Below are 12,387 nucleotides of genomic sequence, written 5' to 3' on the forward strand. Positions count from 1 at the left end.
TCGCTGGTGAACGAGACCGGCAAACGGAAAACGCGCCCGGTTGTTCCATTCCGGGCGCGTTATTTGGAGGTGGAGACGTACCGTCACAATTCCAGCAGCGCGTAAGCCTTGCCAGTCGGCTTTTCGATATGGGAGGCTACGTTGTAGACCGGCGCGCCGCCCGGCGTTTTGCCTTCATAGGTGCCGCGATGGGCGTGGCCGTGGACGACGGCCTTGACCGGGAAGCGATCGATGGTTTCGGCAAGGCGCGAGGAGCCGAGGAACGGAAAGATTTCCGGCGGTTCGCCTTCGACCGTCTGCTGGATCGGCGCATAGTGCAGCACCACCATGGCGCGTTCGGATTTCACCTGTCGCAGGGCGTTTTCGAGCCGCATCGTTTCTTCGACGCTTTCGGCCACCATCGCCTTGATCGCCGGTTCGCCGAAGGAGCCGAGCATGTAGCGGCCGAAGCCGCCGGCAAAGCCTTTGACGCCAGCGAAACCGACGCCGTTGATCTCGGTCGCGGAGCCTTCGAGCAGATGCACGCCGGCATCCTTGATGATCGCCTTCACCTCATCGACATGGCCGCATTCGTAATCGTGATTGCCGAGAACGCCGACCATCGGGATGGAGCAGGAGCGGAGGTCGGCGGCGAGCAATTCGGCCTCCACCGGCTTGCCGAGATCGGTGAGGTCGCCGGTCAGCACGAGAATGTCAGCCTCTTGCGAGATCTCGGCGAACAGCTCCTTGTAGGAAGTCGATCCGTGTTCCTTGACGTGAAGGTCGCCGACGGCGGCGATGCGCTGTTTGCCGTTGGGCTTTTTCTCGGGCGCCTTGCTCATGCTGGGCCTCCTTCTCTGGTTTCCTCGTCCACGCCGTCGCGCAGGTCGCCTTCGCCGCCGACATCGGCAAAGCCCCATTCCTTGACGTCGATCTCGAAATCGACGCGGCTGAACATGCGGCCGCGGCAGATCTTCATCTGCGGCAGGGGCAATTCGCGCTGGGCTTTCAGGCGGTCCAGTAGTTCATCGAGCAGCCAGTCCGGCACCTTGTCGCGCTCGGTCGGGTAGATCCAGCGGAAGTTCAGGAGGTGAATGAGCAGAACCTCCCAATGCACTTCCATGTAGTTGAGCAGCTTTTGCCAATCGATCTGGTCATGGGCGCGCAGGATCATGTGGACCACGTCGCCGCCGTCGTAACGGTGGCGAAGCTGGACGAAACATTTCGACCAGATCAGCTCCGTCGGGGCGATGATGCGCACCTTGTGGCCATTCATCTCGATCTGGCGGGCGTTTTCGAACCAGCTGTCGCTGATCGGCATCGTGCCGTTGGAGGCAGCGAAGATGACATCGCAGAAATGCCGGCCCTTCTTGATCTTGCCAAGCCAGCGGTCGTCCTCCACCTCGATCTCGTAACCCTTCTCTTTGAAGTGAGCGAGGATGCGGGTGTAGTCGCCAGCCTTGCAGAAAATATCGAGATCCTTGGTCGGCCTCGTGATGCCGGTATAGGCGCTGATCGCGAATGTGCCCGCGAGCAGAAACGGGATGTGGCAGGCGACCAGGTCTTCCAGTGCTTCGGAAACGAAGGCTTCCGCATCGGGATCGGCAAGCGTCGGAGCAGCCTTTACCTCCATCCCCGGCATCAGGTGCAGGGGATGGCTGCTGCGTTCAGTCTCGGTGCCTGCGAGGCCCTGTGTGGTCGTCGGCTCCGAATTCTTCGTCGGTATCGTGTCGGCGTCCATGGCGTGTCTCCATTTCTCCCAGTGCTTTACTGGTTGAAAGCCAACACGGAAGGTGCCGGAGAAGTTCCGTCGGTGCCGTCAGTCGGCTTCGGGATTGTCGGCGTTGGCCATGGGGCTGGGGCGGCCGTCCGGCTGGTCGCCGTCCTCGCGCTGATCGGCATCCTGAAGGTCAGCCTCGACAAGATAGGCGTCTTTGTTGCCAAGCCGGGCCGCCTCCTTCAGCGCTTCCGGATTGGTCGTGTCGAGTTGTTCGCGCTCGATATCGGTGATGTCAGGCTTGTTCGGATTCGCGGCGTTCATTGCCATTTCCTTCCCGTCGGGTTTTCGCCTGCGCAAATGCAGCGGGCTTCCGGTGAAAACCCTTGGCCGATGCAGAGGTTCCGCGCTTGTCGAATGGAACGAAAATCGTCCCCTCGATGTTCGGAATAAGAGCAATCAAAGTTGAGAGGCTGACATGCCGGCAAAATCACGAGCACAGCAGAAAGCCGCGGGCGCAGCCCTTTCGGCAAAGCGTGGCGAAACGAAGAAAAGCGACCTCAAGGGCGCTTCGAAGGAAATGGAAAAATCGATGAGCGAGAAGCAGTTGGAGGAGTTTGCCTCGACCAAGCATAAGGGCAAACCCGAGCACGTCGCGCATCGCTGACTTCAATATTTCCGGTCCGAACCCGGACTTCCCGGAAAGGCGGGTGCTTCAGCAGGCACCCGCCTTTTCTTTTTGTCGATCAGGCGTAGCTGGCGCGCAACGCTTCGAATTTTGCCAGCTGCTCGGGCAGCAGTTCGCGTGCTTCGTCGCGCTTGACGAAGATCTTGAACATCGGTGCGCCCTTGGCGTTCATGAACCAGATGGAACAGGAACGGCGGCCGTGGAAGGCGCGGTCGACGAAGGTGATCGAGGCGCAATTGTCCTTCTTGATGTGACCACCGATCGGGCTGTCGCCATGGATGTTGAACCAGCCATGACCCTCTGAGCCAACCGGCAGTTCGCCATCGATTTCGGCAACGACGTCCTCGGTATGGACGAGGAAGAGCACGACGCCCCAGGTGGTCAGTTCGTTCCAGATGTCGAGAAAGCTCTCTTTCGGCGCAATGACGGCCGAGCCCTCGGGCAGGATTTCGAGAATTTCAGCGGTTGTCACGTCGGCAGCAGCCGCGATCGACTCGACGATACCGTCGGGTTTCTCGGCCAGTGCAGCCAGCGCCCGCTCGCGACGATCAGCTGTGATTTCGGTTACGGCGTTCATCGATGATCCTCAAGCCGCATCGGCGGCGCGCACGCCGTTCTTGTCTTCATGGATGATGACTTCGAAACCTTCGAAATGCGGGCCGGAGAGGTATTCGACCTTGCCACGGTTGTTGCCGGCATTGGCGTGAGCCGCGCGGAACTGTTCGGACGTCGTCCAGGCCTTGAAATGTTCGAATGTTTCCCAGACCGTGTGGGATGCGTAGAGCGAATGGTCTTCGGCCTTGGGGCCTTTCAGCATGTGGAATTCGATATAACCCGGCAGTTCCGCAAGGCGGCCCTGACGATCGCGCCAGATCGCTTCGAAGGCTTCCTCGAAGCCCGGAACGACGCGAAAACGGTTCATTGCAATATACATGGAAACTTCCCTCACTTAAGTTTCATTCGCCGGTCAACTTATCTGCCGGCTCTCCCCTTGAAAAGCTAAAAAAACTTGCGTAGTCAACTCAAGTTATTGAGTTTTGCAGCGCTGTCCGTTCTTGTTTTTCATCAAATATGCGGCAACGCCAAAGGGTGGATCATCATGGTTTCCTGTTCCAGGTTCGGACGTCTGTTCGCGGTCATTCTGGTTGGTTCGGCTTTAAGCGCCGGTGGCGCTCTCGCGGCCGACAAGGGCAATCCGGACGCGAAGCGCATCGTTTCGGTCGGCGGCACGATCACTGAAATCCTTTACGATCTCGGCGCGCAGGACCGTATCGTGGCGCGCGATTCCACCAGCTTCTATCCCGCTGACGCCAATTCCAAGCCGGATGTCGGTTATATGCGCCAGCTTTCCGCGGAAGGCATTCTCGGCCAGAAGCCGGATCTGATCCTGATGGAAGAGGGCTCCGGCCCGCCGCCGGTTCTGGAAATCCTCAAAGCCAGCGAAGTGCCGATGGTCATCATCCCGACACCGCCGGAAGCCGGCAAGATCGGTCAGAAGATCCGTGATGTCGGCGCGGCTGTCGGCTTGTCGGACAAGGCCGAGGCGCTGGCGACGAAGACCGAGGATGGGTTGAAGGCGGTGGCCGCCGATGTCGCAAAGATCAGTGAAAAGAACGGTGGCCAGAAGAAAAAGGTGCTGTTCGTTCTCTCCGTCGCCAATGGTCGCCTGATGGCAGGTGGTGCAGATACCGAAGCCGGCGCGATCATCGAGATGGCGGGCGGCGTCAATGCTGCTCCGACGATCAACGGTTACAAGCCGATGTCAGACGAGGCGGTGATTGCCGCGGCACCGGATGTGATCCTCTCCATGTCGCGCGGCGACCACTCGATCACGCCGGAACAGATGTTTGCCTTACCTTCCATGCAGACAACACCCGCTGCAGCCAATAAGGCGCTGGTTTCCATGGACGGACTGATGCTGCTCGGCTTCGGTCCGCGTACGCCGGAAGCAGCGCGTGCACTCGCGGCGAAAATCTATCCGGGCGAGATCAACTGATGAAAGCGCTCGCCATGCCCTTTCGCCGAACAGGTGAGGGAGACAGGACGTCTCAGGGCGTGCTGGTGCTCTTTCTCCTGGCCATTCTTCTCGTCCTCTCCTGTCTGATCTCTCTGCATGTGGGGCCGACCGGCGTGGGGCTGCGCGATCTGTTCGCCTATCTCACCGGCAATGGAGAAAGCCTGACGACGCAGGAGCGGGTTATCCTCGAAGCGGTGCGCTTGCCGCGCACGGCTCTCGGGCTGCTGATCGGTGCGGGGCTCGCCGTCTCCGGCGCCATGATGCAGGGCCTTTTTCGCAATCCGCTGGCCGATCCCGGCATTGTCGGTGTGACATCCGGTGCGGGGCTCGCCGCGGTCTGCGCCATCGTGCTCGGCGGCGGCGTGCTTGCTCCCGTCGCAATGCTGCTCGGAAGCCAGTTCCTGCCGCTGATGGCATTTTTCGGCGGTCTGATCGTCACATGGGTTCTCTATGCGATTGCCACGCGGGACGGACGTACGTCGACCACCGCGCTCATTCTTTGCGGGATTGCCATTGGCGCGCTTGCCGGAGCGCTTATGGGGCTGCTGATCGTGGTTGCCGATGACCGGCAATTGCGCGACATCACCTTCTGGAGCCTCGGGTCGCTCGGTGGGGCTACCTATGGCCGCGTGCTTTCGATCCTGCCCTTCATTGCTTTCGTCATGGCGATCATTCCCTTTGTCTCCAAGGGGCTGGATGCGCTGATCCTCGGCGATGCCGCGGCCTTCCATATGGGGGTCCCGGTACAGCGCCTGAAGCGGATCGTCATCGTTGCCGTGGCTGCCGCCTGTGGTGCGACCGTTGCGGTTGCCGGCTCGATCGGCTTTGTCGGCATCGTCGTGCCGCATCTTTTGAGGCTTGCCATGGGGCCGTCGCATCGCTTCCTGCTGCCCGGGTGCGCATTGGGAGGGGGCGCGCTGCTTCTGATTGCCGACGCGGTGTCGCGAACCGTTGCGGCACCTATGGAGCTGCCGATCGGTGTCGTGACCGCGCTTTTCGGCGCACCTGTCTTCCTGTTCCTGCTGATCGGCAAGAACGGCATCGGCGCAAGGGATCTGCCATGATCATCGCGGAGAAGGTTACCGTCAGCCGTTCGGGTCGCAAGCTGATCGATACGATCTCGATCGAGCTGAAGCCCGGCCAGTTCACCGTCGTCATCGGCCCGAACGGAGCCGGAAAGTCTACGCTGATGAAGGTTTTGTCGGGCGAGATGAAGCCGGATAGCGGCATTGTTTCCTATTACGGGACGAGCGTCGATCTCTGCCAGCCGGCTGATCTGGCAAAGCGTCGTGCGGTGCTGCCGCAGGCGACGCAGCTGGCCTTCCCGTTCACGGCACTGGAAATCGCGCGCATGGGCGCTGTCGCACATGGTGCGCTCAACCCTAGCGAAGAAGCGCGTAAGGCCCTGTCGCGCGTCGGACTGCGCGGTTTCGAGAGCCGTCCCTATCCGTCCATGTCGGGTGGCGAGCAGCAGCGCGTACAGTTTGCCCGCGCGCTGGCGCAGGTGCCGCAGGCGGTTGTCGATGGCGCCCCGCGGGCGCTCTTTCTAGACGAGCCGACCGCAAGCCTCGATCTCGGCCATCAGATTTCGGTGCTGGAAACGGCGCGGGACTTTGCCTCGGCGGGCGGCATGGTGCTTGCCATCCTGCATGACCTCAATCTGGCGGCGGAATTTGCCGATCATCTCGTGGTGCTGCATCACGGCCGGGTGGTGGCGGAAGGTGCCTGCCATGAGACGGTGAACGACGATATCATTGCGTCCGTCTATGGTATCGCCGGTGCCGTCGGGCGTGTGCCGGCGGCGCATATTCCCTATGTTTTGCCGCAGTCACGCCACCGGTAAAACTCAGTTGCTCGGTCGGGTCAGCATGAAGATTGCAGGCCCGATCATGCAGGCCGCGACCAGGATTGCAAGCCAAGTGGCTGGGTGCGAGCCGAACCAGAAACCGGCATAACTCAGCGCCATCAGCGATATCGCCGTTATCTTCGCACGCCGTGAAATCGCGCCGCGCTCGCGCCAGTTTTTCAGCGGCGGGCCGAAGGTCTTGTGCTCCATCAGCCATGCCTCCAGCTTCGGTGACGAGCGCGCGAAACAGGCGACGGCCAGCAGCAGGAAAGGCGTCGTCGGCAGGACAGGCAGAAATGCGCCGATCACGCCAAGCGCGACGAAAAACCAGCCGAGACAGAGAAAGACGTAACGCATGAAGGGCCTATGGCGAAAACCTGAACAGGATAGACAAGTTTGCTTGCCGCGTCCTCATGTAAAGAGTCAACTCGGCGGGGCAAGATCGCACCGCAATTTTTAGCTGCTGTGCATGTGCAGCATGCGCCCTTCCCATTTGATCCCGGGGAGCTATATTGCCGCCGGCTTCAACAACCTTTGAGGACATGATGTCGAAGAAGAAAGTGCTTGTGGTGGGCGGTGCCGGTTATATCGGTTCCCATACGTGTCTGGTACTGGCTGAAAGAGGTTACGAGCCCGTCGTTTTCGACAATCTCTCGAATGGACATGCGGAATTCGTCCGCTGGGGTGAACTCGAAGAGGGCGATATCCGGGACCACGACCGTCTCGATGAAGTGTTTGCCAAGCACAAGCCGGAAGCGGTTCTGCATTTCGCAGCGCTGATCGAGGTGGGGGAATCGGTCAAGAATCCGGTCGGATTTTATGACAACAATGTGGTCGGCGCGCTGACGCTGATGTCGGCTGCAATGAAGGCGGGCGTCAAGGCCTTCGTCTTTTCCTCGACCTGCGCGACCTATGGCCTGCCGGTTCAGGTGCCGATGGACGAGACCCATGGCCAGGCGCCGATCAACCCTTACGGCCGCACCAAATACATCATCGAACAGGCGCTGAAGGATTATGGCCAGTATATGGGCCTGAAGTCCGTGATGCTGCGCTACTTCAATGCAGCCGGGGCCGATTTCGAGGGCCGCATCGGTGAATGGCATACGCCGGAAACCCATGCGATCCCGCTCGCCATCGAGGCCGCTCTCGGCCGCCGCCAGGGTTTCAAGGTTTTTGGTGATGACTATGACACGCGCGACGGCACTTGTGTGCGTGACTATATCCACGTTCTCGACCTTGCCGATGCGCATGTCCGCGCCGTTGATTACCTGCTTGCAGGTGGTGAGATGGTCGAACTCAATCTCGGCACCGGTACCGGCACGACCGTGAAAGAGCTGCTCGCGGCGATTTCGGAGGTTTCCGGCAAGCCGTTCCCGGTGGAATATGTCGGGCGTCGCGAGGGCGATTCCACCTCGCTCGTCGCCAACAACGACAAGGCGCGCGAGGTGCTGGGCTGGGAACCGAAATATTCGCTCAACGACATCATTAAGTCCGCGTGGGACTGGCATTCCCGCTCGAACCACGTTCTGCAGTAAGGAAGATTGTTCATGGCCAAATTGGTCCATTCGATGATCCGCGTGCTCGAAGAGGCGCGGTCGGTCGATTTTTACGACAAGGCCTTTAGTCTGACAGTCGCCAGCCGCGTGCCCTTCGACGGGTTCACGCTGATCTATCTCTCGAACCCGGAAACCGGGTTCGAGCTGGAACTGACTGTAAATTCGGGACGCACAGAGCCTTACGATCTCGGCAATGGTTACGGCCATCTGGCGGTGACGGTTGAGGATATCGAAGCCGAATACAAGCGCTTTACCGATCTGGGCCTCACCGTCGGCAAGCTCGTCGAGATGCCGCATGAGGGCAAGCCGTTCGCAAAGTTCTTCTTCGTGACCGATCCGGATGGCTACAAGACGGAAGTCATCCAGCGCGGTGGCAGGTTTCAGTAAGGGGTGAATGCAATGGCTGAAGGTGAGATCAAGCTGGAGGAGAGCTGGAAATTCGCTCTGGAGGGTGAGTTTGCCGATCCCTATATGGCCGATCTCAAGCGTTTTCTCGTCTCAGAAAAGCAGGCCGGAAAACGAATCTTCCCAAAGGGTTCCGAGTATTTTCGCGCGCTCGACCTTACCCCACTCGACGAGGTGAAGGTCGTCATCCTCGGCCAGGATCCGTATCACGGGGCAGGCCAGGCGCATGGTCTGTGCTTCTCGGTCCAGCCCGGCGTGAAAACGCCGCCGTCGCTCGTCAATATCTACAAGGAGATGCAGGCCGATCTTGATATTCCGCCGGCAAAACACGGCTTTCTCGAAAGCTGGGCGGAACAGGGCGTGTTGCTTCTGAACAGCGTGCTGACAGTGGAAGAGGGCCAAGCGGCTGCGCATCAGGGCAAGGGATGGGAAAAGTTCACCGATGCGGTCATTCGCACGGTCAACGATGAGTGTGACGGCATCGTCTTCATCCTCTGGGGTTCCTACGCGCAGAAGAAGGCAGCCTTCGTCGATCAGGAGCGGCATCTGGTGCTGAAATCGGCGCATCCGTCGCCGCTTTCAGCCCATAACGGCTTTCTCGGCTCGCGGCCGTTTTCCAAGACGAACGACTATCTCCAGTCGATCGGCAAAGATGCGATCAATTGGCAACTGCCGGAAACTGTCTGATTGGTGAACGTTGGCGAGTTCTCGTCAACGTTTTTCGAACAATCCGTTCGGATGTGTCCGTCTATCCAATCCGGGCCTGATCGACCAAATATCACCCCATGAACAGCGGGCCGCACGGGCGGCCCCGTAGAGACAAGGGGTTTGACATGCTTACCCAGATCAAGGGCCTGCACCACGTCACGTCGATGGCGGCGAGTGCTTCCACCAACAACAAGTTCTTCACCGACACGCTCGGCCTGCGCCGGGTGAAGAAGACCGTCAATTTCGACGCGCCGGATGTCTATCATCTCTATTACGGCGATGAAGTCGGCACACCCGGTTCGGTGATGACTTACTTTCCCTTCCCGCATATCGCGCAGGGCCGTCCCGGCACCGGTGAAGTGGGTACTACCGTATTTTCCGTGCCGCAGGGCTCGATCGGTTACTGGACCGACCGGCTGGCAAAGGCCGGAGCCGATGGTCTGAAGGCCGATGAAGCCTTTGGTGAAAAGCGCCTGCATTTCGCCGGTCCCGATGGCGACGGTTTCGCGCTGGTCGAGGTGAAGGACGATAATCGTGCGCCCTGGATCGGCAATGGCGTCGGCGCCGAAGAGGCTATCCGTGGTTTTCACTCCGCTTCGATGCGGCTTCGCGACGAAGGGTCGACCGCCGAGCTTCTGAAGTTCATGGGCTATGAGCAGGTCGATGCGAAGGACGGCGTGACACGCTTCGGCATTCCGGGCGGCAATGGTGCCGATTTCATCGATGTCGAGACGATGCCGAATATTTCGAGCGCCCGTCTCGGTGCCGGTTCCGTGCACCACATCGCCTTCGCCGTCGAGAACCGCGCAAAACAGCTCGAAGTTCGCAAGGCGCTGATGGATACCGGTTATCAGGTCACGCCGGCCATCGACCGCGATTACTTCTGGGCGATCTATTTCCGCACGCCGGGTGGTGTGTTGTTCGAAATCGCCACCAACGAGCCGGGTTTCGATCGTGACGAGGATACCGCACATCTCGGTGAGGCGCTGAAGCTGCCGACCCAGCACGAGCATCTGCGCAAGGCGCTCGAGGAACATCTCGAGCCGATTGGCTAAGGTCATTTCAGGGCAGGGCGTATTCGCCCTGCCACCGTCATTCAGGAGATTTCAATGAGTTACGACAGTTATCTGCATCGGGTGCGCCCCGGTGCACCCGGATCGCCGATCCTGTTCGTCTTTCATGGCACGGGCGGCGATGAAAACCAGTTCTTCGATTTCGCCTCACGGCTTCTGCCCGGCGCGACCGTGGTTTCGCCACGCGGCGACGTTTCCGAACATGGTGCGGCGCGCTTCTTCCGTCGCAAGGCGGAAGGCGTTTATGACTGCGACGACCTTGCCCGCGCCACCGAGCGCATGAGCGATTTCGTGACTGCTAACCGCGAACGTTACGAATCCTCGACGGTGTTGGGCTTGGGCTTTTCCAATGGTGCGAACATTCTCGCCAATATCATGATCGAGAAACCCGGTCTGTTCGAAGCCGGCGTGCTGATGCATCCGCTGATCCCGTTCCAGCCGGCAGAGCGCAAAGTGGCCGACAAGGCGCATGTGCTGATTACCGCCGGTGAGCGTGATCCGATCTGCCCGGTGCCGATGACGCTCGAGCTTGCCGACTATTTCAAGCGCCAGGGCGATACGGTGACGCTCGACTGGCATGCCGGCGGCCATGAAATCCGGCCGAACGAGATCGAGGCGATCAAGGCTTTTCTCGCGCCTTACGGTGGTCAGGCCTGATCCTGCAAACTCTCTTCTCCGGGCTTGCGGAAGCGCTTGGATTTGGCCGATAGTGGCTTGATCATAGCGCGCAAGCCCGGAGGACGGCATGAGCAATCACCTTAAATTCTTCATCAATGGCGAATGGGTGGAACCGGTGGTCCCCGTTGCGCTCGATGTCATCGATCCGTCTACGGAAGAGCCATTCACGCGGATCGCAGTCGGCTCCAAGGCGGATGTGGACAAGGCCGTCGCGGCCGCCAAGGCTGCGTTCAAAAGTTTTTCTCAATGGACACAGACCGAGCGGCTTACGCTCCTGAAGCGCATTCTTTGGGAATACGAGAAGCGCGCCGAGGATATCGCCCAGGCGGTCAGCCGGGAAATGGGCGCTCCGATCGCCTTTGCCCGCGACAGCCAAGTGGCAGCCGGCCACGGGCATCTGAGCGCCACGATCACCGCACTCGAAAGCTACAAGTTCACTGAGGATCGCGGCACGACGCGGATCGTCAAGGAGCCGATCGGCGTCGTGGCGCTGATCACGCCGTGGAACTGGCCGCTCAACCAGATTACCTGCAAGGTTGGTCCGGCGATCGCCACGGGTTGCACGATGGTGCTCAAACCGTCCGAAATCGCGCCGATCTCTGGCGTCATCTTCGCGGAAGTGATGGAAGCGGCGGGCGTGCCGAAGGGCGTTTTCAACATGATCAATGGCACCGGCCCGGATGTCGGGCAGGTGATGGCCGGCCATCCGGATGTCGACATGGTGTCGTTTACCGGCTCGACCCGCGCCGGCATCATCGTTGCCAAGACGGCGGCGGATACGGTCAAGCGCGTGGCGCAGGAGCTTGGCGGCAAATCCGCAAACATCATCTTGGCCGATGCAGATCTCAAACAGGCCGTCGCCGATGGCGTGACCGGATGTTTCGGCAATTCCGGCCAGTCCTGCGATGCGCCGACGCGCATGCTGGTGCCGCGTGACCGGCACGATGAGGCGCTGACGGTGGCGAAGGAAGCTGCCGAGAAGCTTGTTACCGGTGATCCGCAAGCCGATGGCATCAATCTCGGCCCGGTTGTCAGCAAGGTGCAGTTCGACAAGATCCAGAGGCTGATCGAGGCGGGGATCTCGGAAGGCGCGACGCTGGTGACCGGCGGTCCGGGTCGGCCGGAAAACCTCAATCGCGGCTATTACATTCGCCCGACCGTGTTCGGCAATGTCACCAATGACATGACGATCGCGCGGGAGGAAATCTTTGGTCCGGTCCTGTCGATCCTGCCTTACGACAGCGAGGAGCAGGCGATCGAGATCGCCAATGACACGCCCTATGGGCTTGCCGCCTATGTGCAGGGAAAACCGGAACATGCGCGAAAGATCGCGCCGCACTTGAGGGCCGGGTCAGTCTATCTCAACTATCCGGACTGGGACCTGTTCTCCTCCTTCGGCGGCTACAAGCAGTCGGGCAACGGGCGCGAATATGCCGACTGGGGCATTCACGATTTCCTCGAGATCAAGAGTGTAGTCGGTTACGGGAATTGAACTTCTGCTATCCGCGAGCGGTGGTGCCGCTCGCGGATATTTGCATGTGACTTCCGCATCACATCGAAAAAACCGAGCAAGATTCTGTTAACTCTCGTCAAAGCTTTTCCCCTGGGCTTAGATCTCCGCTAATCCAACCTTGTGTGCGAAACCGTACAATGGCCGGGAAATGGCCAGCATGATGTTGGCGCGAGGGTTTAAAGTTTGAATAGTCTCTGGGTTGGATTG

16 protein-coding genes are annotated in these 12,387 nt (G+C 59.9%); 10 read left to right on the top strand and 6 right to left on the bottom strand.

The window, feature by feature from the left end:
* Window positions 1–83: 83 nt before the first annotated feature.
* From JNB91_RS00280 to JNB91_RS00290, 3 genes are all read right to left on the bottom strand, one after another.
* A complete protein-coding gene (locus JNB91_RS00280) occupies window positions 84–821 on the bottom strand; it encodes a metallophosphoesterase family protein (protein ID WP_220323520.1) in 738 nt (245 codons plus the stop codon).
* On the bottom strand, window positions 818–1,612 hold the full coding sequence (locus JNB91_RS00285; protein ID WP_220323884.1) for a nucleotidyltransferase family protein: 795 nt from the start codon (window positions 1,610–1,612) through the stop codon (window positions 818–820). The genes JNB91_RS00280 and JNB91_RS00285 overlap by 4 nt, the downstream gene beginning before the upstream one ends.
* A gap of 186 nt (window positions 1,613–1,798) precedes the next feature.
* Window positions 1,799–2,020, bottom strand: a complete 222-nt coding sequence (locus JNB91_RS00290; RefSeq protein ID WP_220323521.1) for a hypothetical protein — start codon at window positions 2,018–2,020, stop codon at window positions 1,799–1,801.
* A gap of 154 nt (window positions 2,021–2,174) precedes the next feature.
* Between JNB91_RS00290 and JNB91_RS00295 the strand changes: the two genes are divergently transcribed.
* Window positions 2,175–2,363 (top strand): DUF3008 family protein, encoded by a 189-nt coding sequence (locus JNB91_RS00295; protein WP_220323522.1) that lies wholly within the window; start codon window positions 2,175–2,177, stop codon window positions 2,361–2,363.
* Window positions 2,364–2,442: 79 nt separating this feature from the next.
* Here the strand turns inward: JNB91_RS00295 and hutX are convergent, their stop codons facing one another.
* Entirely contained in the window at window positions 2,443–2,961 is a 519-nt protein-coding gene (gene hutX, locus JNB91_RS00300) for a heme utilization cystosolic carrier protein HutX (RefSeq protein WP_220323523.1), read from the bottom strand.
* Window positions 2,962–2,970: 9 nt separating this feature from the next.
* Entirely contained in the window at window positions 2,971–3,318 is a 348-nt protein-coding gene (gene hmuQ, locus JNB91_RS00305) for a heme-degrading protein HmuQ (RefSeq protein WP_112454187.1), read from the bottom strand.
* A 165-nt stretch (window positions 3,319–3,483) separates the two neighbouring features.
* On the opposite strand from hmuQ, the gene JNB91_RS00310 reads away from it, so the two are divergent.
* Genes JNB91_RS00310 through JNB91_RS00320 form a run of 3 tightly spaced genes read left to right on the top strand, consistent with a single transcriptional unit; the run spans window position 3,484 to window position 6,244 of the window.
* The gene (locus JNB91_RS00310) at window positions 3,484–4,380 is read left to right on the top strand and encodes a heme/hemin ABC transporter substrate-binding protein (protein ID WP_220323524.1); all 897 of its coding nucleotides are present in this window, start codon (window positions 3,484–3,486) and stop codon (window positions 4,378–4,380) included.
* Window positions 4,381–4,394: 14 nt separating this feature from the next.
* Window positions 4,395–5,465 carry a FecCD family ABC transporter permease gene (locus JNB91_RS00315; RefSeq protein ID WP_223217994.1) on the top strand — a complete coding sequence of 357 codons (1,071 nt, stop codon included), beginning with the start codon at window positions 4,395–4,397 and terminating at the stop codon, window positions 5,463–5,465.
* Complete coding sequence (locus JNB91_RS00320) at window positions 5,462–6,244, top strand: heme ABC transporter ATP-binding protein (RefSeq protein WP_220323526.1); 783 nt, start codon at window positions 5,462–5,464, stop codon at window positions 6,242–6,244. The genes JNB91_RS00315 and JNB91_RS00320 overlap by 4 nt, the downstream gene beginning before the upstream one ends.
* 3 nt (window positions 6,245–6,247) lie before the next feature.
* On the opposite strand, the gene JNB91_RS00325 is transcribed toward JNB91_RS00320, so the two are convergent.
* The gene (locus JNB91_RS00325; protein ID WP_220323527.1) at window positions 6,248–6,604 is read right to left on the bottom strand and encodes a YbaN family protein; all 357 of its coding nucleotides are present in this window, start codon (window positions 6,602–6,604) and stop codon (window positions 6,248–6,250) included.
* Window positions 6,605–6,792: 188 nt separating this feature from the next.
* Here JNB91_RS00325 and galE point away from each other — a divergent pair, with 188 nt between their 5' ends.
* The 6 genes from galE (at window position 6,793) to JNB91_RS00355 (ending at window position 12,159) form a co-directional block, all read left to right on the top strand.
* On the top strand, window positions 6,793–7,782 hold the full coding sequence (galE, locus tag JNB91_RS00330; RefSeq protein ID WP_220323528.1) for a UDP-glucose 4-epimerase GalE: 990 nt from the start codon (window positions 6,793–6,795) through the stop codon (window positions 7,780–7,782).
* A 12-nt stretch (window positions 7,783–7,794) separates the two neighbouring features.
* Entirely contained in the window at window positions 7,795–8,190 is a 396-nt protein-coding gene (locus JNB91_RS00335; RefSeq protein WP_220323529.1) for a VOC family protein, read from the top strand.
* 12 nt (window positions 8,191–8,202) lie between these two features.
* On the top strand, window positions 8,203–8,895 hold the full coding sequence (gene ung / locus JNB91_RS00340; protein WP_220323530.1) for a uracil-DNA glycosylase: 693 nt from the start codon (window positions 8,203–8,205) through the stop codon (window positions 8,893–8,895).
* Window positions 8,896–9,041: 146 nt separating this feature from the next.
* Entirely contained in the window at window positions 9,042–9,971 is a 930-nt protein-coding gene (locus JNB91_RS00345) for a VOC family protein (protein ID WP_220323531.1), read from the top strand.
* A gap of 54 nt (window positions 9,972–10,025) precedes the next feature.
* The gene (locus JNB91_RS00350) at window positions 10,026–10,646 is read left to right on the top strand and encodes an alpha/beta hydrolase (protein WP_220323532.1); all 621 of its coding nucleotides are present in this window, start codon (window positions 10,026–10,028) and stop codon (window positions 10,644–10,646) included.
* A gap of 88 nt (window positions 10,647–10,734) precedes the next feature.
* On the top strand, window positions 10,735–12,159 hold the full coding sequence (locus JNB91_RS00355; RefSeq protein WP_220323533.1) for an aldehyde dehydrogenase family protein: 1,425 nt from the start codon (window positions 10,735–10,737) through the stop codon (window positions 12,157–12,159).
* The last annotated feature ends 228 nt before the right edge of the window (window positions 12,160–12,387 follow it).

Origin of the sequence: Aliirhizobium wenxiniae (assembly GCF_019511445.1) — a bacterium.
Taxonomy (GTDB): domain Bacteria; phylum Pseudomonadota; class Alphaproteobacteria; order Rhizobiales; family Rhizobiaceae; genus Neorhizobium; species Neorhizobium wenxiniae_A.